Consider the following 19,043-nt stretch of genomic DNA (forward strand, 5'->3'; position numbering starts at 1 on the left):
ATGAGACTGATTTACAATGACGCATTAAATAAACGGATTGCTCCGTACCTGGAAAGGTTAACGAAAAAGAGAACCAGTTTAGACAAAGAGACAATGGCACTGTTGGATGTATTTATGCAATACTTCAACATGGATACCCGGTATGGTGCATACAGCGATAAATTAGAGCCTTGCATCATCTATATTATCCAAGAAGAGAAGATTAAAAGCGTTGCCAATCTTTTCGATGGTAAATTGAACAAGCTACTCCGCTATCTATTGGGAGACGAGTACGCCCACCTGTTCCACACCTATCTGAAGCTCAAAGCACGGTGCCCGTACACTCACGGATACTCGCGCCGGTCACAACGGTCGGCAAATCCTCTTCTGCATATCGGCCACGTTATAGATGCACTGACCCAGTTTCTGAAACTGCGCGCCACCGGATTTACGGTTCAAGCCATACTGAACGGAGGAAACACTCCGGAAGAAATAGAAGCATACAAGGATTCGATGAACTGCCAAAACTGGATGGCCGCCCAAATAGCAGAAGGCAACCAGACTGTCATTGAATACCTCAACAATGTGCTGACCAGTGAGAATAACGCCAACCGCCTCAACCAGGGACATCTCCAGGCTATCGCAGTAAGTGGATACCGCCCCTTGCTGGAACTGGAAGGGAAGTTACTTCTGGCAGCCAAGTTACAGGAGGGTCTCCGCCAAGCTATCGTGGAAACGATGGACGAAGGTTGTCCCGAAAGTTATCTCCATCTTTTCTCGGTCATCTGCGACAACGGCCTGCAACGATTTGCTTCCGTGAAACGCGGTATTGCAGTCAGTACGGGTATCGGAGAACAAGACAGCAGCGAACGTATCACCAATAAATATGTAGAACTGATCTATCGTTTTCTGAACGACCGGAAACAAGCACACAGTGCTCTTCAAAGCAAAGATACAATCGAACTCTATCTGGCTTTATGGAGCATCGGATTCTATAATACGGAAGAGATTCAGACGCTCGTACCGGAAATTATCAAGAAAGGTGCTAAATACCAGGTACAGACATTACTTTATTTCTTACGCTGTACGCAATACTCCGGCATGAACCACCGCATCAGTAAAAATGCCTTTGAAAGATGGTATAAGGAACCGTCGGTGGTGGCGGCTATCTTACCGTTGTATCTGTCCGGTCTCTATCTTAGCCGGTACGGAGGGCACAAAGACGCCCCGTCACTCCACGACTATTTTGATAGCAAAGAAGAGGCGGTCCGCCATTATGAATATCTGAAGCAAATCTATCAGTCCATCTCTGCCAAAGAGATTTATTCTCCTTATGTATTCCCTTGGGAAAGCACAGAACTCACCCGTTCGGAAATCGTTCTCAAAATGGCATATATCACCTGGATGACTAATAATTCTGCATTGAAAGACGATCTTTGCAGCTATCTGCCCTCTCTGGATACTTATATGCGGGCAGGCTATATCGGTGTTGTATTAGCTCCACCGACCAGTCCGCTACAGGAAGAATATGTACTGCAATCACTGGGAGACCGTTCGCAAGATGTGCGTGAAGAAGCATATAAAGCATTGTCCGAGATGACCTTATCGCCCGAACAAAACCAGAAAGTAGAAGAGTTACTGCGCTTCAAATACAGCGAAATGCGTATCCATGCTATCAATCTGCTGATGAAACAGCCCAAAGAACAGCTAGCCGACAGCATCCGCCGCTTGCTAACAGACAAGGTTGCCGAACGCCGCCTGGCAGGATTGGACATGATGAAGACCATACACAATGTAGAATTCCTGCAAGATATCTATCAGGAATTGATCCCGACAGTTAAAGAGATTCAGAAGCCGAACCCGAAAGAAAAAGTATTGATAGAATCTCTGATTGGCGATGGAACAGAAGAGAGCGTCACACAACATTATACCAAAGATAACGGTTTCGGTCTGTACGATCCGTCTCTTGAAGTCAGTCTGCCGGAAATTACCCAGGACAAAGGATTCAACGTTAAAAAAGCATTCGAATTCATCTGCTTTGGAAGGGCCAAACTCGTTTTCAAAAAACTAAGCAAATACATCGAAACCTACAAGAATGAAGAATTCAAAAATGGTTACGGAGAAGCACGTCTGGTAGGTAACAGTGTCCTGATAAACTGGAGCAACTACGGAGGATTGAGCGGACTCGGATTCCCGGAATTGTGGAAAGCCTTCTACGAAGAAGAAATAGGAAGCTACGACAAATTGCTGATGATGAGTTTCATGCTTGCATCGACAGGTACCGCTAAAGACGAAGACGACTCCGACGAGGAAGATGAAGAAGACATCAAGGCAGACCAGAAATCAAGTAATACTTTTGAGCCGCTTGTCAACCGGATGTATGCCGGCATCACTTACCGCGGATTGCAGAAAGACCTCCGCAAGATGCCGTACTATGAACAGATGAGTGACATCATCGAAGCACTGGCATACGAATACAAAGATGAAGCCGTCTATCAACGCCTGGCCGTCAATATGCTGCTCCAACTATTGCCTTTGCTAAATACCAAAAACATCTTCCGCCAGTACACCAGTAAGCATGCATGGCTTCGGGACAAACTGGAATACGGAGAAAAACAGGTCGTTTATCCGATACATAACAACAAATTCGTGAACTTCTGGCTCGAAATGCCTCAAAAGCCCATGAATGATGATCTATTTATCCGTTACTTCACAGTGCGCTATCAGCTTTATAAGCTCACCAACTACATGGAGCACACCCCCGAACTAGAGGAAACAGACTCTTATCTTCATGCCACAGACTTCGCCCGTGCCTGGATGCTGGGAATCATCCCGACAGAGGAAGTATACCGTGAAATGATGGGACGCATCAGCTCTCCCAGCCAGATCAAAGCAATCACCATGGTATTGAACGACAACGTTCGTTTCAACAAGGAAAAAGAAAGATACGCCGATATCAAAAACATCGACTTCTCCCTCTTCCGTTCCCTCGCCCAAAAGGTGGTAGACCGGATTCTTGAAATTGAATTAAAACGTGGAGACTCCGAGACACAAGTCACCTCCCTTGCAGAAGAACTAAGCTACGTCTATGGAGCTGAAACATTTATCCGTATTCTGCAAGCATTCGGCAAAGATACTTTCATACGTGACAGTTACAACTGGGGCAGCACCAAACGGGGTGTATTGAGCAGTCTGCTCCATGCTTGTCATCCCCTGCCTACGGACACCAGCGAGAATCTGAAGAAACTGGCGAAACAAGCCGAAATCAGCGACGAGCGACTGGTAGAAGCCGCCATGTTCGCCCCACAATGGATTGAACTGACTGAAAAGGCAATAGGCTGGAAAGGACTGACAAGTGCAGCCTATTATTTCCACGCCCACACCAATGAAACGTGTGACGACAAGAAGAAAGCGATTATCGCCCGCTACACCCCCATCGACGTAGATGACCTGCGGGAAGGTGCTTTTGACATCGACTGGTTCAAAGATGCATTTAAGACAATTGGCAAGCAACGCTTCGAAGTGGTCTACAATGCCGCCAAATATATTTCATGCAGCAACAGCCATACCCGTGCCCGTAAGTTTGCCGATGCTACCAACGGTGCAGTGAAGGCGGCAGATATAAAGAAAGAAATAATAGCCAAGCGCAACAAAGACTTATTGATGAGCTACGGCCTCATCCCATTGGGACGGAAGCCGGATAAAGAACTGCTGGATCGTTATCAATACCTGCAAAAGTTCCTGAAAGAGAGCAAGGAATTCGGTGCTCAAAGACAGGAAAGCGAAAAGAAAGCGGTAAACATCGCTCTGCAAAACCTGGCACGCAACTCCGGTTACGGAGACGTTACCCGCCTGACCTGGAGCATGGAAACCGAACTGATTAAAGAACTTCTTCCCTACCTGTCCCCCAAAGAGATAGACGGCGTAGAAGTGTATGTACAAATCAACGAGGAAGGTAAATCGGAGATTAAGCAAATCAAAGACGGCAAAGAGCTCAACAGCATGCCTGCCAAGCTGAAAAAGCATCCGTATATAGAAGAACTGAAAGCAGTACACAAAAAGCTGAAAGACCAGTACACCCGTTCGCGCATCATGCTGGAACAGGCGATGGAAGACTGCACCCATTTTGAAGAAAACGAATTGCGCAAGCTGATGCAGAATCCTGTTATCTGGCCATTACTGAAACATCTCGTCTTCATCTGCAACGGACAGACGGGCTTCTACACCGATGGATTGCTGATTACAGTGAATGCCGTTTGCCTCCCGTTAAAACCGAAAGACGAGTTACGCATCGCGCACCCCACAGACCTGTATACAAGCGGAGACTGGCATGCTTATCAAAAATTCCTGTTCGATAAATCAATCCGCCAACCTTTCAAACAGGTATTCCGCGAACTTTACGTTCCGACTCCGGAAGAAATAGAAGCCACTCAATCCCGCCGCTATGCCGGCAATCAGATTCAACCGCAGAAAACGGTTGCCGTACTGAAAGGGCGCCGTTGGGTAGCCGATTATGAAGACGGCCTTCAAAAGATATATTACAAAGAGAATATCATCGCCACCATCTATGCCATGGCAGACTGGTTCTCTCCTGCCGATATCGAAGCTCCGACATTGGAATATGTCTGCTTCCATAGCCGCAAAGACTACAAGTTGATGAAAATCTCGGAGATTCCTCCTGTCATCTTCTCCGAAGTAATGAGAGACGTAGACCTGGCAGTAAGCGTAGCCCATGCCGGAAGCGTTGACCCGGAAACCAGCCACTCTACCATCGAGATGCGCAGCGTACTGGTGGAACTGACGATGCCGTTGTTTCATTTCAAGAACGTGACAATAAAAGGAAGTTTTGCTCACATTGAAGGCAAACTGGGTAAGTACAATATTCATCTGGGCAGCGGTGTGATCCATCAGGAAGGTGGTGCACAGATAGCCGTTCTTCCGGTACATTCGCAAAATCGCGGACGCCTGTTCCTGCCTTTCGTAGATGAAGATCCGAAGACTGCCGAGATACTGACTAAGATTATCTTCTTTGCAGAAGACGATAAGATAAAAGATCCGAGCATTCTGAACCAAATCAAATAGTAAAGAGATGGCAGAAAATTTAATCATCCACACAGGAAGCAAGGAAGAAAAGTATCGGGAGTTACTTCTGCAACTGCATGCTTTGGTAAGTACGGAAGCAGATCTCATTGCCAATCTTGCCAACATGGCAGCAGCCTTAAAGCAGACTTTCGGTTTCTTCTGGGTAGGCTTTTACCTTGTGAAAGAAGAAGAACTCGTACTGGGTCCGTTTCAAGGCCCCATTGCCTGCACTCGCATCCGCTTTGGCAGAGGAGTTTGCGGAACCGCTTGGAAAGAAGCCCGTACACTGATTGTTCCTGATGTAGAGCAGTTTCCCGGACACATAGCCTGTAGTTCGGACTCGAAATCGGAAATAGTAGTACCAATCCTCAAGCAGGGGAAAGTTGTCGGGGTGCTGGATATCGACAGTGATACATTGGATAGCTTCGACACTATCGACGCACGCTATCTGGAAGAGATTTGCACGTATATTGTATTATAAAATAACGGCATAAACATCCTGAAAAAACGGAGGCTCTGATTGAATGAATCAGAGCCTCCGTTTACTATAAATAGAGCCTCTGTTCGAATCAAACAGAGGCTCTATTTTTTTACCAGTCCATATCTTCTATTTCCCGTTCCCGGTACAGCAAAAGTTGTTTGCGAAGCGAACGCATTTCGTGCCTCATATCTTCCATCCTTTCCAGCAAATGATGAATGGCATCGATACCTTCCATGTTGATGGATAAGTCATAGTACATTCTGCTATAACGTTCCACGTTCGGGAGTTCCGACAAAAGCAGATAATGTTCACCGCCTTCGGTATGCACGTTAATCAAACCGCCCTCTTCCAACATTTCGATGAATGAAGGCTCAATATGACATTTGTGACAGTATTCACTGACAATTATTAATTCGGTCTGCATAGTACTCATTCATTTTAGTTCATACTCTGTAATTGACGGAACAACTCTTTCTGTTTGTCGGTCAAGTTCGTAGGAATCTTGACAGAATAGGTCACAATCAAGTCACCGAATTGTCCTTCCTTCTTATAAACCGGGAATCCTTTACCTTTCAGACGGACTTTCGTACCGTTCTGCGTTTCCGGTTTTATCTTCAGTTTCACTTTACCGTCCAGCGTGTCGACTACTTTCTCGCCTCCCAATACGGCAGAGTAAAGATCTACCTCCACATCTACGTACAGATCGTCGCCCAGGCGTTTGAACACCGGGTCTTCGGCTATAACGAACGTAATGTATAAGTCGCCCGCAGGTCCTCCGTTGACACCTTCGGCTCCGTAGCCTTTCAGTTTAATAACCTGTCCGTCGGCTACACCGGCAGGGATAGTGATACGTACCTGTTTACCATTTACAGTCAATATCTGCTTATGCGTTTGAGCAGCATCACGAAGGGAAAGATGAAGTTCGGCATTAAAGTCCTGTCCGCGGAATCCCGCAGAACCTTGTCCTCTTCCTCCCCGATGTCCGAACATTGATTCGAAGAAATCGGAAAATCCACTAGCGTTGCCACCGGAAAATCCTTCTCCATCGGAACTATACCAATAGGTTCCGTTACCGTCGGAGAAACCCTGACCCGCACCGCCGAATCCGCCGAAACCTCCTGCACCGCCAAAGCCTCCGGCTTGTTGCTGTGCACGTTTCTGCGCTTCGAATTCATCGGCATGCTTCCAATGTTCTCCGTACTCATCATACTTTTTACGTTTCTCGGGGTCACTCAGTACTTCATTGGCTTCGTTGATTTCCTGAAATTTATCCTTTGCACTAGGGTCATTAGGATTCAAATCAGGGTGATATTTCCGGGCCAACTTACGAAAAGCCTTTTTGATATCATCCTGAGAAGCACTTTTGTCTACTCCAAGAATCTTGTAATAATCTATATAGGCCATGTTTTATGAATTTAATCGTTCATACATCATACGGCAAATAACACGCCAATCCCATTTTTGGATGCAAAAATTAACAAGGATTAATACCTAATACTTAATACTTGATATTCCTCTTTTCCAGCATCTGGAAGTCTTGCTTCTTCATGCCCAAATCATCCAACGGACGGGGATCATTGTGATCGTTCAGATAAACCCTCGGTTTCAGGACGTAGTGCGAAGCCGTCACAGCCTGCGAATCATCCCGGTAAGGAGTTTCTATTCCGCCTAAAGACAGCATGGTCGGGAAGAAAGAGCTGCTGGAAGAAACATTCTTATCCTTATTTTCAATAGCAGTATTCCAACGTTCGGGATACGTTTCGCGGTAGTCATCGGACATCCAAATCAGGAATGGCACATGAAGCTGATAATAAGAAGGTACGGGAGAAGCGTGGAGGAACAGATGACGGGAATCGTCGAAAATGTCCTCTCCATGATCGGAAGTGTAGAGCATGGCGGCATCTACCTGCTGTTTTTCCAACATACGGATAAGTCGTGACAGAAAATCATCCGTGTAACGAATAGAGTTGTCATAGGCATTCACCAGGTTATCCCGGTATTTTCTCTCTGCTTCCATCGGATAATCGGGCGTAAAGAAAGCATCTTCCGACGGGTAACGTTCGCGATAGTTAAAGTGGGAACCGTAGGTGTGAAGTACGATGAATTGTTTCGTTGCACCTTTCGCCAGTTCCTCCTCCACCAATTTCAGAAGTTCGTCGTCAGAAGGATTATAGGTAGAACTGACCGAATCTTCTTTTATAAAATCATACGTATCGGCTTCCATTCCGAAGAAGTCGATAAATGAATGGTTGTAACGTTGGTTGGAGAAAAAAGCCGTCCGGAATCCTGCCTCTTTGAAAGCGGTGATGATTCCTTTTTGATGGTAGATAGAGTCGTAGTTGCAGGCAGTAGCATCCGACATCAGCATGGGGACACTTTTATGTGTCGTATTCGACTCTGTCAACACTTTTGGGAAAGCAATCAGACCCGTTTGCCGGGATAAGAGCGGGTTCGTTTCACGTTCGTAACCATACAATTGCCAGTTCAGGGCACGAGAGGTTTCTCCTATGACCATTACATATACTTCCCGTTTTCCCTCCGGATGAGTAGGCCGGGCATGGAAAGTAAAGTCTTTGGATGTACGGTGGTAATCCTGTGTCAGAGCTGTTCTTTGAAAGGCAAGACCTACATTGTAGCATACGTTTAGCGGGTATAAATCAGATTTCAACTCATATCCCGAATCCTGCACATAGGCTCCGACAAGACTAAGGAGGGAGATTCCAAAGACCAGGAAGGCTCTCTTCCGTTCCCTGCGAATGAACTCTACCGTAAGTTTCCGTTTACGTATAATTGAAATCGTCCCTAATATCAGGGCAGGTACATAGAGTATGATTACAGCAATAATGGCAGGTGTGAGATTATCGAGCAGTTCCAATGCCTCACTCGAATTGGTGGTGACCAGATTCAGAAACATATCGACAGCGATAATGGACTGGCCGAATAAATAAAGCAACACGATCTGAAAGGCTCCGAAGAACAGGAACAGGAATAAAATCCACAGCATCTTGCCGCAATTCCTCGACAAAGTCATCAACAGGTAATAGCAACCGAAAGGTAACAACACATTGGCGACTTTTGCCATAAATGGTAAAGGTTCTGTAAAACAGAGTACCATATTAGGTACTATCAAGATAAACAGGAACAGATAAAACAGATGTTCCTGATTTTCCAACCAATTCTTTATATTTTTAAAAAGCTTCATTGATGTTAAAAATAAATCCGGTCTGGTGTTTGCCAAACCCTAAATCCAAACGTACATTTACTCTCTTCTTAAATTCCCAACGATACCCGAAGCCATAATTAGGCAGAATGTGTTTCGGGGTGAACTCGGAAAGTCGTGGAAAAATCGTTCCCGCTCCTACCCATACAGCTACTCCATTCCGTTTCCAGACGTGTTGCCGGAGTTCTATTTGCGCGTCCATTGCTCCCTTGTCCCGATAGCGTCCTTCGTAATATCCGCGCATGGAGTAAGAACTTCCCAACGTTGCCATCAATCCCCAAGGGGTATCGCCATAGGTAAGCAATGTGTGGAATTGCCCTGCCAGCACTCCACCTTTCCATACCGGCTGATAATAACTGGTAGTCAGTTCTGTACTGCTAAACGCATATTTATTGCCGAGAAAAGCCGGACTGAACCGCTGGTCTATCCGCAAATAATAGCCATGATATGCATTTGTCAGGAAATCACGTGAATCGTAAAGGAGGGAAAGTCCCAGGCTGGTATTAGTGGTTCGCGCGGCCATTCCTTCCCATAGTTCCGGTTTCTCAAAGTTCCGTCCGTCGATATAATCGAATACGGCCATCGGGCCGATGTAGAAGTTCTTTGCCAGCCGAAACATAAAATCGACTTTCACCTGTGCCTGAAAACGTTTATAATCGCTTTCGTTATCAGAGTTCGCTCCATTGTCATATCCCCGTCCCCAATACAGACTGGGAAAAGAATAGAAATAGAGATTGTAATTCAAGCGGTATTTATCTTTTGGAAACAGATGATTTCCGCGGACTCCCAACAGATAGAAGCCGACAGTCGACACATCTCCGTAAAGAGAGACATTGGAGGGAGGAAGAAGCGTATCAATCCGATCGGTTCGATATAGTCCGGCTGCCACCAGTCCGAGTCCGAACTTGGTGTCACTGGAATAATGTGGGCCGCCTATCACACTGAAATCAAACTTTTTATTCTTTTTTTCCTTATTGGCGTCATTGAAGTAATCAAGAAACTTTTTAAAGAAACTGCGCTTTGCCGGAATGGAATCTTCCATGGTTGCAGATATAGAATCCTCCGGCAGTTCAATTTTAGTAGAATGCAGCTGTGCGCCCAACGGGGTTTGTGTCAACAACAAAAGCGCGAATATGATTAGCCTGTTCTGTCTAGTATTCATAATCATAAGAAGTAGAAAACTTTGCGGACAAAGTTAGTTTCAAACTTCCTATTACAACAGAGTTTCAGAGGCTTTTGTTGTCCTGAATTTCCTTTTTAACGTTTCAAAATTCCGATTTTTCTTCTGTTTATATAGTACTCAAAGTATAGAACAATTATTCGGAAAGAAAATCTTTCCGAGGATATCGGGTTGTATGATGCTTAATAGTATAATTACGGGCATTACACCAATGCTCTGCAGCCTTCACCAGTCTTCTATCTGAACAATTCAACATATCGTCAACCAATTCGTCCGGCACATTAAGAATCAAGAAGAGTTTCATGTCCTTCACCTCAATGAATGAATTGCGATGTATTTGTTTGAGAATATATTCCATTTTATCAATAGGGAGTTCTAAGGTTATAGAAAGATTTATCAGTTGATGCAGTTCTTCCATACACACACTTTTCCCGTATTTTAAATCTAACAAATGAGACACAAAATCATTTTTGTGATATGACAAATAGAAATCATTACTATCAACGCGGTTCCATAAAAGTTGTTTCACCTGCCGGCTTACTTCTTTTCCTGTCAATAAAGGTAGTATTAGAACTTCGGTCAAAGTCTCAAGAGTGTACAGTTTGAGCAGGAAATTAATCAGTTTCTCCATAGAAGATGCCCTAAGCAAAAAGCAAATCTCCAACATACCATCAAGCGACAGCATATTCATTGCAACTTGCGTTAATACAGTCTGCCCCTCAAACCGACCTTTGGCAGCTATAAACTCTTTATAAAATTCATCATGCCCGGTGCCGAGCCTGGATATAGCCTTAACCTTTATATCCGCATAGTTGCAATCATTGATGATTCTTTGCAGATGTACATCGGAAGCTATTCTTTTCAGTGCCAGATTACGGACCCGGCTCCGGGCATTATTCTGTACTATCTTTAGCAGGAGGTCCGCATCTGTAATGGCAGCCACACGCCTGCGCCCACAATAAACCATATCAAATGCCGTGTTGTTACAATCTGATATGGAAAAGTCCGCTATCCATGCCTTTATTTTACGTCGTATATCAAACATAAGCTATAAATCATCTATACCCACGCAACATTTTTTCCGACTGATAATAACGAATCTTTCTCTCTTCACGCCAGACCGGTTGCTCTTTCGGATGCTCATCCGTCTGCCAAAACACATTACGTGATAACCAGTTTCCTTTTTCATCCATCGGAGAATCATACTCATAGCGATATTGCCAATAACCTTCTTTAGGCATAGCAGGAACTTCGTTAGTTGACAGACTGTCAATAAGCATATACTCCCCGCTACTCACCTCCACTCTCTGAAAGTCCTCTCTTTCCATCACAAGCCGGCCTAATTTATCATAAGTAAATCGCTTTCGGGAAGTTTCCTCACCTTTGGCGTCATAACGATGTTCCGAATCCAGTTTCTCATTCTGATAAACCCGCACAATGCGCAACTGCGGCATAATATCTTTAAATAAGTTCGTTCTGACAAAACTGTCTTCCTTATGGACTTCGTAATAATATTCAACCTGTATATTCTTAGCACTTTGATAACTTGCCAACAAGAGATCATTTTTCATCATTTCCATTACAGTATCGGCAACTACGGAAGAAATAGTATCAGTCACATTATTGAAAGAGAACTCATATATCTTTTTCAGCTTTGAACGAATCATACAATCGCCACAGCGCTTTTCCGGCTCATAAATCTGTTCGACAGTATACTTCTCTATCTCATTATTATGTATCTGATAAGCATAATACTTTCCCATTCCATCCGTGCCATATTGCATGGAAGTACACGATTTACCATTACTTATATAATGCCAGGCAGCTTCTTTCCCGCTTTTGGAAAAATGGACTCTATAAGATTCCGTTGAAACCTGATCCATTTCTTCCCCGACTTTCAATTTGCCGGTCAATGAATCTAAAGACAACTTGAATGAGCGAAAACGAAGCATCGAAGGATTTCCTTTCAGGTCATACACCTTCAAGGCATCATTTTGTGCCCCAACATACGTATTTGCATTTATAATACAAACTACGAAGAAAAATATAATTTTACTGATACTCATAACATTCCGTTTTAAATTGAGTACTTCACATTCTCATACTGTAAACGTTTGTCCAGTATTTCGACTTTAACATTTGGGAAATCGTCTTTTGCGTGCCTGATAGCTGCATAAGGTACCCGGTCGAACAATACTCCTTCCTGTTAGGAGAAATATATCAATCTCTCATCAGCTATCGTCCAAAGTAGGATTCCGCCTTTCTGATACCATCTTCAAACCAACTTTTGATAGCGGATTCACGTCTCTTTCCAGATCCTATCCATTTCACAAAATCTCCATTTCGATTATATATTAGTATCAAAGTCGGAATTGAATTAACTTTATATCTATCCGCTAATCCATCGCTCTCTTCGTGGTTATCAACATCAATATGACAAAGTCTATATTTACCATTAAAAGTACCAAATAAAGTATCCCAATCTCTATTTAACTCGTTACAAGGTGCCGCCCAAGCCGCATAAAAAGATAAAATTATAGCTTTATTCATATTGGGTAATATCTGTTCCTCAAAAGTCTTTGTAGAAATAAATGACGCTGGTTTATACAAGGGTTTGTTTTGAGTAGATTTTTCAGAAGGCATCACAAATGGTAAATATTTTCCATCACGTAATCGAAAAACAATAGGAATATAAGTTTGAAAACGAACATTTATAAACTTTGAGCTATTACCACGATACCCCGCAGGAGTCCACCTAGGCATAATAGAAACAAGCCTCAAGGCTTCACGAATCAATGCCGGATGTCTATCTTTTGAACTTTCTGATACTTGCGCAGAAATTCGTCCATCCTTTTCAACAATAATCTTTAGCATAATTCTTCCTTCGATATTGTTCGATATACACTCTTTCGGATATATCAAATTTCTATTAATGAAATCAAATAGAGCATTCATTCCTCCAGGAAACTCTGCTATTTTTTCAGTACTAACATAAATCTGATTATCCGCATCCTCGTCTTTTGAGTTTGAATTTGAGTTTGAGTTTGAAGAAGATCTGCCACTGAGATCTATTCCGATAAACTCTAAAATTGCATCATTTACCATTTCATCAACAGTCTTATCCTCTTGTGCTCTTACAACAGTAAAACAACACATCAACATAATTAATGTAATAATTGTACTTTTCATAATCTTAATTTATTATGTTCATTAATAATCTTTTATATACTTCAGACATTGACTGTCAACGTTCAATTCTTTCATTTTTTCTTTCCGCTCAACAGCCATCTGATATACGACTTCTACAGTTTGTTTTGAGATACCTTCTTTGAGAAATTCCGGATATGCACTTTCACGCATAATTAACTGTTTAATAAGAAAATTGACGCAAGTAGCGTATTGACGTTTTTGCATATCGGATAATCTCAATCCAGGCACTTTCATCCTCTTACTAATAACCTGACAAACGATTCCGAATGTATCAGTTTTGGCAATAGACAGCATAGAATCTCTAAACAGCATTTCTTTTCGAACTACATTTGCTATCTTTTGTACAACTGCATCATCCACCTTTGGAACTCTAACGTCTTTAGATTGAGCTGCCTTGACAGCTCTCCGTGTTCCCTCTATAGCTGCTCCTTTCCAACCCTGCGCATACCCGCTACAAAGGCAAAACGCAAAAATACACGTAAACAAACATCTCATATACATAAGCCAATCACATTAAAGTTTACATACTTTTGTTTCATCATCTCACTGCTTTTTCACTATGACCTCCACTATCACAGGAATATTTTTTGCTATTTTTGCCATCTCTTCTGATGAAAACTCTATTCGTTTTGAAATAACTTCATCTGCGGATGAAGAAGAATAGTCCGATACATAATATTGAAAAAAATCAAAACGAAGTACCTCGGAAATACGTTGTAGTTTTAACGTATCAAGCGTCTCACTTTTATAAATATTATTCACATTAGTTCGATGACAATTTATCAGATTGGCAAACTGACTGTTCGTAAGACCTAATTCCTTTACACGCTTTTGAATCTGTGCCCCAATATGCATATGTCCTTGCTTTGTTTCCATAATAAACCTCATCTTAACTATTAGCAAAGAAACTAACTTTTACAAACACTTCAAGCCATTTCGCGTGAATAGTCCAATCACATGCGTTAGAAATATTCACGCTGATAAAGACTGTTCTTTAATATCGTTATCTTCTATGGTGCAGAGATACAGGTGTCAGGAGTGTCTATGAACAACATCAGTGGCCAATAGGAAACTTTATAACTACCTTAACAGGGTAATGGTCTGATGGAATTCGGATTGTACAATCCCGAAATACACATAATTTCTTTTCATGGCATTAATGATTAATTGTGTATATCTATGATAATCTCATGATTAATTGCATAATTATAGAGCCAATAGCTAATATCAGCATAGCTTTTCCGTGGCTTCGGGTACTTCTGTTATATTTAGGAAATTTCTCTCCATTAACAGCGGTCTGGGAAGTAAATGCATAATTAATAGCAAAGGCTAAACCGACCAGGCCACCGAGAAATGAGAATATATATCCCAGAACGATGTATCGGCCTTGCATTCCCTCTTTGAGGAATTGTTTATTGCGACTCTTTATTCCGTACAAGGAAGAGATATCGAATCCTCGTCTTTTAAGCTCATTTTCCGCCAGTTCTTTCCAGCTTTTTACGTAATCAGAGTCATTAGTATAAATCTCCACAAGTTCATCAATCTCTTTTTTTCGGATAATAAGAAAATCAATATTATTTTCTTCCACTTCTGAAGGTACATATCCCCTAAGTGCCAGTTCCTCTTCCGCCAACTGATTAAACAAGGAGTTATAGTCAGCCTTGTTACTATACGCCAATAATAAATTGCGATCTTCCATTTCCTTAATTTTTTCAAGGAAAATAGTTGTTTGATAATTGATAGTTGCTTCCATGTTATTTATGTTTTTAAAGTAATTTTCCATTTGGATTCATCGCAAAGATAACAAACTTTTTTCAACATTTACATCATAGCACTTCCCCCTACTTCCCTTAAACGCTACTATTATTTCCATATTTGACAGGCTACAACCAATATATGAAATTATTACTATCCTCTATACAGCAAGAACAAAAAAAATAAATATAGCACTTTATATACCAATAAAATAGCAACAACAAAAAGAGTTTATCATTTTTCCCTTTACTTCTCTTTAATTCTCTTTACTTCTCTTATCTGAAGAAAATTACACATTTTAAATACATACAAATAATTATTTAAAATTATAGACAAAGGGAATTAAAAGGCTAAAAGCTTATTTATATCATAAAATTTCAACAGGTAAAATTGGGTAAGATAAAACCGAAAAGGGGTAGGAGTTATATTCATTTCGGTACGAAAATGAATGAAACGGTGCAGAAATGAATGAAAGTTTTTCCTACTATAAAGTTGAAAAACTCTACGGGGAAACGACAGTATCCTTACGTAGAAACTGTAGTATCCCGCCTTAGAAACTCTCGTTTCCTGCCGTGGAAACTGTAATTTCTAATGCCGGAAACGACAGTTCCCCGCCTGGAAACGGGAAGTTAATGTATACAATAAACTTCTGCACTCATGGAGAATTTGCTTATGTAAGGTTTATACTGTGTTGCAGATACTTTATCTGCAACTTATCTGCCGCAGGTATCTGCAACGCTCCAACTATTTATCAACTAGTGAATTACACGCTTTTCGTTGCAGGTGGCAGATGTTTTCATGTTTTTTCAACTTTATGGTAGGAGGATTACGCATCAAAATTATGCTCACAACCATAAGTCATAAAACAAATTCACCTCTGTGCCCTCCGTGTCCTCTGTGGTGAAAAGAATCAAATCTGTGCAGAAACAAAGTAGTCAAAGTTAGCAATAGGAGACAAATTAGCGCAGTTCACTACTAATCGTTGTCAGATTTCGGAGCATTGTTACTAAGGGACGAGGTATCATCTGACTTTTTATCTCCTCCCAGCCGACTATACAATAAGCCTATAATTTTGTCTTCTCGCATTACAGGTTCTTGCTTATACAATTCTTCAATACATTTACGTGCACAATTTTTAAATTTTTGTATATTGTTGATTTTTTGTTTACCCTGCAGCCCCAAAGATGCACAAATAGTACTAGCCTTTATATCTGGTATAAAGTATAATACAGCAGCATAAAAGCGGATATCACTTCTCTTTTTTTGCATAAAGGACAATTTTCTTAGTTGAGAATATGCATTGACAAAGTCATCGCATCCTTTTTTGACCATCCTGGAGGATTGCCTTCCATCAACTTTCTCCTTCAAGGATTTTATTTTCTCTTCATGCCCAACAGCTGCATACTGTTCGTAAAAAGTTTGGCTATAGGGAGCTATGCAATCCGCCAAACCATTTTCTAATTTTAATAGCTTCTCTTTGAGTTTATCTATTTGTGTTGTCGTTTGATATTCGATATCTGTTCTTATCTTGTCTTTATCTTCAATAATCTTTTTCAATGATTTTTCAAGCTCATTTGTTCTTATTTTAGGCAGGCTCATTATATTTTTTATACGTTGCTCTACTTCTGCAAGACCCTTCTCGATGTCGGCTGTTGTCATTCCGTCCATACGATTGCGACAAGAAACCATATTGTCCGCCAGATCTCTTTCCAATATCAACAGTTTCTGTTTGAGTGAGTTAATATGCTTTATCGTTTTATATTCGGCATCAACACTTATCCTTTTTTGATATTCGATGATTTCTTCCAATAAATTCTCCTGTTCCTCTTTCTCTATTTTAGGCAGATTCTTCATTATTTCTATTCGTTGAGCTACTTCTTCCAAACTCATTTCGATATATTCATTTAAGGTCAAAGCCTTTTTGAAAAATTCGGTTCTCAACTCATTTACATTCTCTTTCATTTCCCTGACAAAAATACCGGATATATATTCCCCTTGCTTTCGCAGGAGCAGTTTGCCTATAAGATCATCAAATTTCATCAAAAGTGCTTCTCTGTCTTCTTTCTTCACTAAAAGAGATACTTGCGACTTTAACGCATTAACTTCATCCATATATTCAATCAGCTTATTGCTTCTGTATTGCTGTTTCTTTTTCTTTATATAAAAACAATATATTACTGCTCCGCCAATAAGCAACAAAAGCCCCATGATAAAAATATATAAGGTAGTATAGTCTTTTTCTTCTTGTATCGTAATAGGAGATAACGCAGACTGGTCAAACAAGAACAGTCCAAACCGACTGCCCAAAACACAACTTTCCCCTTTGACTGCGATACAGGCCTTACTGAAAGCTATGTCACTGAACAAAGGAAAGGGGCTAACTCGTTTTTCAATCAAGCTATGTGTCAGGCCTTGATAATGGATGCCATGATAATACAGAATAAAGATTCCGTCGCTGGAATTATCCTCATGTACTCTGTAAATCGCCTTAATATCCGCTTTATCAAGAAAGCTCAAAGTCTTGATGTCATCGTTATAAATAATGCCTTCCGATGTATTCAACAGCAAATCCTCTTTACCAGTTATTGCCAACCCGTATGTGCTACCATATTTTTCAGAAAGCCAAATTTTCTCAAATTTTCCCTGTTTTCCTGTCTTCTGAAATAACCCTTTATTCAATGTAGCCACATATATGCCGTCATCCCTGCCTGAAATATCAACTACATACAAATCGGTGGTATCCATATCGGCTATGGATTCAATGGTGTATTCAGATGGTACTTTTCTTCCACTGCCACAAGCAATGCTCCCCAGATATCGCCTCGTCCCTATATACAGTTTCTGCTCATCAGGGGAGAAATACAATGCACTGAAATCATTATCATTGTCCATTTTATTAAAATCCACAATGCACTCGGCAGTATTCCCTTTTATCTTATAAAGATTCTTTTTCGTTGCTAAAAAGAAAACGTTACTACCTGTATGTATAAATTTCACTATTTCATCGTGCACATTCAATCCCTTTAGTTGTCCCATGGGTTCGGAATTATACTTGTCTTTTGAGGTATTATCGAAACGATATTTATGCAATTTAAAATCGCTGGTGATAAAATAGATCCTATCGTCACCGCCGGTTCTGTCGCTCACTGCGATGACACTACTTGCCAATCCCTGTGTATTTTGTCTCAATGGAAATGCCAACAACAATTCCCTGTAAGCAATATAATAGAAATCATTATCCATTAAACCAACCTGTTTGCTACTTGGAGTTATGCCGGAAGGAAGTTTATGTTTATATGTTATTCCTTTTTTCTTTAAAAATACATTCCGTCCGGAAAGAAGCCATTCTTCATTGTCCGGTGTTTTACTGTAAGAGTAGAACTCTCCTGAAGCGATGGTCTTATATACAGAGTCGTTTGTTTGGTAAGGATTGTCTATCTTGACGATAGAATTTTGAGTTAATGCATATATCGTATCATTATCCAGTATTACATTATTGACTCTGACGCCTTTTATAGGATTAAAAAATCGAGAAGGGGATTTGCTGATAAAAAGCCCCGGATCTCCGGCCACATACAAGGTGCTATCCCTAAATAAAACTTTATGAATACCATCCTGTTTTTTATCTCCTAATTCCACACGTTCGAGCATTACCAAACCGGGGTTGTTTTTCAGATCCATCTTGAATAATCCGTTACTGGTTCCGAAATAAAGAATCCGGTTGATACTATCCTCGGCAATACTATACACAGAATAATTCAAATCTTTACTTTCGATATTGAAGTCTTCCGATTTAACACACGAATCATTTTTGAGTGTTATCAATTTTAAGCCACCGTCTCTTGTCCCTATAAACAACGAGTCCTTATTATGTTCCCAAATATCGTATATGATTCGTTTGTCTCCTCCTGAATAAACGTGCCGTTTATCTCCTTCCATCTTCACTATAGAACCATTTTCCAAACCGATATATAATCTGCCGGAGTTACCCACCGATTTAGAAATGGCATGGACAGGTGCTTCAAATGTATTGATAGTGCATGCCAGTTCTATTTCTACAACATCATTTGTGACTTTACCACATGCTGACAACAAAATGATGCCCCCTGCTATAACGATGAAAATGTTTTTCATAT

General features: G+C 41.2%; 13 protein-coding genes. 2 read left to right on the top strand and 11 right to left on the bottom strand.

Annotated elements, in window-relative coordinates; all coding sequences use genetic code 11:
- Positions 1-5,061 (top strand): DUF4132 domain-containing protein, encoded by a 5,061-nt coding sequence (locus DXA54_RS02135; protein WP_008651959.1) that lies wholly within the window; start codon positions 1-3, stop codon positions 5,059-5,061.
- Between the two features lie 7 nt (positions 5,062-5,068).
- Complete coding sequence (locus tag DXA54_RS02140) at positions 5,069-5,542, top strand: GAF domain-containing protein (RefSeq protein WP_120078889.1); 474 nt, start codon at positions 5,069-5,071, stop codon at positions 5,540-5,542.
- Positions 5,543-5,651: 109 nt separating this feature from the next.
- Here the strand turns inward: DXA54_RS02140 and DXA54_RS02145 are convergent, their stop codons facing one another.
- The 11 genes from DXA54_RS02145 to DXA54_RS02200 form a co-directional block, all read right to left on the bottom strand.
- Positions 5,652-5,966, bottom strand: coding sequence for a chaperone modulator CbpM (locus DXA54_RS02145; protein ID WP_004307142.1), 315 nt, complete (start codon positions 5,964-5,966; stop codon positions 5,652-5,654).
- 14 nt (positions 5,967-5,980) lie between these two features.
- Positions 5,981-6,946: a DnaJ C-terminal domain-containing protein gene (locus tag DXA54_RS02150; protein WP_004327076.1), complete on the bottom strand. Its 966-nt coding sequence runs from the start codon at positions 6,944-6,946 to the stop codon at positions 5,981-5,983.
- A gap of 94 nt (positions 6,947-7,040) precedes the next feature.
- Complete coding sequence (locus DXA54_RS02155) at positions 7,041-8,744, bottom strand: phosphoethanolamine transferase (protein WP_004307144.1); 1,704 nt, start codon at positions 8,742-8,744, stop codon at positions 7,041-7,043.
- Entirely contained in the window at positions 8,731-9,930 is a 1,200-nt protein-coding gene (locus tag DXA54_RS02160) for a BamA/TamA family outer membrane protein (RefSeq protein ID WP_004301038.1), read from the bottom strand. The genes DXA54_RS02155 and DXA54_RS02160 overlap by 14 nt, the downstream gene beginning before the upstream one ends.
- A gap of 148 nt (positions 9,931-10,078) precedes the next feature.
- Positions 10,079-10,987 (bottom strand): hypothetical protein, encoded by a 909-nt coding sequence (locus tag DXA54_RS02165; RefSeq protein ID WP_004301039.1) that lies wholly within the window; start codon positions 10,985-10,987, stop codon positions 10,079-10,081.
- Between the two features lie 10 nt (positions 10,988-10,997).
- Positions 10,998-12,008: a hypothetical protein gene (locus tag DXA54_RS02170; RefSeq protein ID WP_120078890.1), complete on the bottom strand. Its 1,011-nt coding sequence runs from the start codon at positions 12,006-12,008 to the stop codon at positions 10,998-11,000.
- A 169-nt stretch (positions 12,009-12,177) separates the two neighbouring features.
- Complete coding sequence (locus DXA54_RS02175; protein ID WP_120078891.1) at positions 12,178-13,131, bottom strand: TonB family protein; 954 nt, start codon at positions 13,129-13,131, stop codon at positions 12,178-12,180.
- Between the two features lie 21 nt (positions 13,132-13,152).
- Positions 13,153-13,653 carry a hypothetical protein gene (locus DXA54_RS02180; protein WP_120078892.1) on the bottom strand — a complete coding sequence of 167 codons (501 nt, stop codon included), beginning with the start codon at positions 13,651-13,653 and terminating at the stop codon, positions 13,153-13,155.
- 42 nt (positions 13,654-13,695) lie between these two features.
- Complete coding sequence (locus DXA54_RS02185) at positions 13,696-14,028, bottom strand: hypothetical protein (RefSeq protein WP_133304682.1); 333 nt, start codon at positions 14,026-14,028, stop codon at positions 13,696-13,698.
- Between the two features lie 301 nt (positions 14,029-14,329).
- A complete protein-coding gene (locus tag DXA54_RS02190) occupies positions 14,330-14,905 on the bottom strand; it encodes a hypothetical protein (protein ID WP_138301332.1) in 576 nt (191 codons plus the stop codon).
- 977 nt (positions 14,906-15,882) lie between these two features.
- The gene (locus DXA54_RS02200) at positions 15,883-19,041 is read right to left on the bottom strand and encodes a hypothetical protein (protein ID WP_133304683.1); all 3,159 of its coding nucleotides are present in this window, start codon (positions 19,039-19,041) and stop codon (positions 15,883-15,885) included.
- Between the last annotated feature and the right edge of the window lie 2 nt (positions 19,042-19,043).

This window comes from Bacteroides sp. OF03-11BH, assembly GCF_003604005.1.
GTDB lineage: Bacteria > Bacteroidota > Bacteroidia > Bacteroidales > Bacteroidaceae > Bacteroides > Bacteroides ovatus.

What these genes read in the sequence shown, in the direction of transcription:
- DXA54_RS02135 (WP_008651959.1), top strand. Translation starts at nt 1, where the DNA reads ATGAGACTGATTTACAATGACGCATTAAATAAACGGATTGCTCCGTAC.
- DXA54_RS02140 (WP_120078889.1), top strand. Translation starts at nt 5,069, where the DNA reads ATGGCAGAAAATTTAATCATCCACACAGGAAGCAAGGAAGAAAAGTAT.
- DXA54_RS02145 (WP_004307142.1), bottom strand. Translation starts at nt 5,966, where the DNA reads ATGCAGACCGAATTAATAATTGTCAGTGAATACTGTCACAAATGTCAT.
- DXA54_RS02150 (WP_004327076.1), bottom strand. Translation starts at nt 6,946, where the DNA reads ATGGCCTATATAGATTATTACAAGATTCTTGGAGTAGACAAAAGTGCT.
- DXA54_RS02155 (WP_004307144.1), bottom strand. Translation starts at nt 8,744, where the DNA reads ATGAAGCTTTTTAAAAATATAAAGAATTGGTTGGAAAATCAGGAACAT.
- DXA54_RS02160 (WP_004301038.1), bottom strand. Translation starts at nt 9,930, where the DNA reads ATGATTATGAATACTAGACAGAACAGGCTAATCATATTCGCGCTTTTG.
- DXA54_RS02165 (WP_004301039.1), bottom strand. Translation starts at nt 10,987, where the DNA reads ATGTTTGATATACGACGTAAAATAAAGGCATGGATAGCGGACTTTTCC.
- DXA54_RS02170 (WP_120078890.1), bottom strand. Translation starts at nt 12,008, where the DNA reads ATGAGTATCAGTAAAATTATATTTTTCTTCGTAGTTTGTATTATAAAT.
- DXA54_RS02175 (WP_120078891.1), bottom strand. Translation starts at nt 13,131, where the DNA reads ATGAAAAGTACAATTATTACATTAATTATGTTGATGTGTTGTTTTACT.
- DXA54_RS02180 (WP_120078892.1), bottom strand. Translation starts at nt 13,653, where the DNA reads ATGTATATGAGATGTTTGTTTACGTGTATTTTTGCGTTTTGCCTTTGT.
- DXA54_RS02185 (WP_133304682.1), bottom strand. Translation starts at nt 14,028, where the DNA reads ATGGAAACAAAGCAAGGACATATGCATATTGGGGCACAGATTCAAAAG.
- DXA54_RS02190 (WP_138301332.1), bottom strand. Translation starts at nt 14,905, where the DNA reads ATGGAAGCAACTATCAATTATCAAACAACTATTTTCCTTGAAAAAATT.
- DXA54_RS02200 (WP_133304683.1), bottom strand. Translation starts at nt 19,041, where the DNA reads ATGAAAAACATTTTCATCGTTATAGCAGGGGGCATCATTTTGTTGTCA.